Genomic DNA, 731 nt, shown 5'->3' on the forward strand with positions numbered 1-731 from the left:
CCCGCATGGCGCGCTGGCTGTCGGCCGGCGGCGCGTCGGCCCCCTCTTCATGACCATCCCCCGGCATGCGGTAGGTCATCACAAACAGGGTGTAGCCGCGGGCGTTAAAGAAGGAGGCCAGCGCGCTGCCCTCTTTATCCAGCACCACGCGGCGGTATGACCCGCCCGGCGTCACCAGGATGCCCACCCCGTTAGGTTTGCTCGGGGCATAGACGGTTATCTCCGGGGCGCGGATGCCGGTGACGGCGCGATCAAAGTGGGAGGTACCGGTGTGGTGGGGTTCCGGAGTAAAGACGGCGTCGCTGGTCTGTGCGCCCGGGGCTTCATTATCGGGCCAGATGGTCAACGTGGCCGAACGGCTAACAGCGTGGGCCATATTCTGTTCGAGTGTTTCGCGGCTGAGTGCTTCCATGTTAACGCTCCCTCTCTGGAAAGCGTTTGTTATAGCAGGGTTAACGGAATGAAAACCTGAACAGTTTCACAGGTTGCGGACAGCCTGGCTGTCCGCAGGGTGATTACAGCGCCGCGAACTTATCCAGGGTCCGCACCAGCTGGGTGACAAAACCATATTCGTTGTCGTACCAGGCGACGGTTTTCACCAGCTGGACATCGCCCGCCTCGGTGACTTCGGTCTGGGTGGCATCGAATATCGACCCAAAGTGGCTGCCGATCACATCGGACGAGACAATCTCCTCATCGGTATAGCCGAAGGATTCGTTGCCCTCGGTGGC

2 pseudogenes are annotated in these 731 nt (G+C 60.9%); both read right to left on the minus strand.

Annotated features, from left to right (window positions below):
- A pseudogene (locus WFM46_RS23770) lies at positions 1-412 on the minus strand (alpha/beta hydrolase); the annotation flags it as partial.
- Positions 413-515: 103 nt separating this feature from the next.
- Positions 516-731, minus strand: a pseudogene (locus WFM46_RS23775) (type I glyceraldehyde-3-phosphate dehydrogenase); the annotation flags it as partial.

Origin of the sequence: Leclercia sp. M50, assembly GCF_037150775.1 — a bacterium.
Lineage (GTDB): Bacteria > Pseudomonadota > Gammaproteobacteria > Enterobacterales > Enterobacteriaceae > Enterobacter.